The organism is Pedobacter ghigonis (assembly GCF_903166585.1).
In the GTDB taxonomy this organism is placed as follows: Bacteria; Bacteroidota; Bacteroidia; order Sphingobacteriales; family Sphingobacteriaceae; genus Pedobacter; species Pedobacter ghigonis.
On the sequence record NZ_CAESCM010000038.1, the window covers coordinates 1 to 1,362 of the forward strand.

Here is a 1,362-nt window from a genome sequence, read left to right on the forward strand (position 1 = left end):
GATCAAGCGGAAAAGTTGGGGGGATATCTTTTATGCATATATTTTCGATAATCTGAATAAGAAGAATTTAACATCCCTTACACCTCTCGATGTTGCTCTAAAGGCTTTGATCTTAGCATTGAAAGATTCTGCAGAAGCATTCGTAGCCCTGTTAATAAAGAAATTAAGGATATACAGGTAATGCGATTGAATTGATCTGGCAACAGTCCTGAAGGAATCAATTCCACATGCTTCTACCTCATTATACCAGATTGCCAATCTTTTAAAGGCCTGCTCCTTACTTTTGCACACCCTGAATATATCTCCCAATTTTTGGGCAATATTATATGCGTTTTCTAATTTGGGATATCTCTCGAAAAGTAGCTCTGCCCTAAGTTCTTGATTCCGCGTCCATTTCGAGGGATGCTTAAACAAAAGATACCTGCTCCGCGCCAGCAATTGCTTTACTGTATCTCCATTGGCTAATGCTTCTGGCTGGTAAGCAATTTTGTTCTTTTTTGCCGTTGCAATACCCTCATTTTCTGCATCGATAGCTTCCCAGCGATACTTTACCCTAACTTCCTGAACTGCATCGTAAGCCAATTTCTGAACATGGAAACGATCAATTACCCGATGCGCATTTACAAAACACCGTTTTATCGCCAATTGCATGCTGGCAGCCATATCCATGGTCACCTCCCTCACTCGTTTTCTCAGTCTTTCCGGAATCTTTTTCAGTACAGATATAATCTTTTCGGCCACTGTACCCTTGATCATCGCTACAATAGCACCCTTTCTACCTTTGGCTTCCTTATTGGTTACAATAGTATAAAGCTCTCCATTAGATAAAGCTGTTTCATCAATACTGAGCCTGGGGCTTACATTCTGTATAAAAAGCATCCAGTCATCCGCATGCGCTTTCTGGTCCCAGCTACTATAATCACTAATATGCTCCTTATATTGTTCCTGGAGTTGTTTGCCATCTATTTGGAAATAATGTCCTAAATGATAGCAGCTAATGGGATGGTTATCCAAATATTCCTTTTAAAAAAAGACCGAATTCCGTAGTCATCCGAGCCCCTTTTCTTACTAAATCCCAATCCCTACTGATGATATCGCCACTCTTTTTTACCGTCCATCTACGTCTCTTGATGCGTAAAGCAACCTTTTGCCCACGGATAGGAAAATCCTGAATGGCAACTTCCGGAAGAAATCCTTTGGATTCAAGTTCAGCTATCTGGTAGCCAGATGGAGCTATATTCTTTTCTTCAAGATAGATCTGAAGCTCTTTTGGCTCTTTTTCGACTTTGAGTATTTCGAAATAATCCAGAATGCCTTCTGGTAATAAAAAACTGATAAGGGTTTGTTCGGCCTGATTCAAGG

2 protein-coding genes are annotated in these 1,362 nt (G+C 40.4%); both read right to left on the reverse strand.

Going from position 1 to position 1,362, the window contains the following annotated elements; translation table 11 throughout:
- Window positions 1-30: 30 nt before the first annotated feature.
- Window positions 31-1,014 carry an ISAon1 family transposase gene (locus HWV58_RS24230; protein ID WP_235972813.1) on the reverse strand — a complete coding sequence of 328 codons (984 nt, stop codon included), beginning with the start codon at window positions 1,012-1,014 and terminating at the stop codon, window positions 31-33.
- Window positions 1,007-1,362: ISAon1 family transposase N-terminal region protein (locus HWV58_RS24235; protein WP_449415945.1), on the reverse strand; the 356-nt coding region annotated here is incomplete at its 5' end. The genes HWV58_RS24230 and HWV58_RS24235, both read right to left, overlap by 8 nt.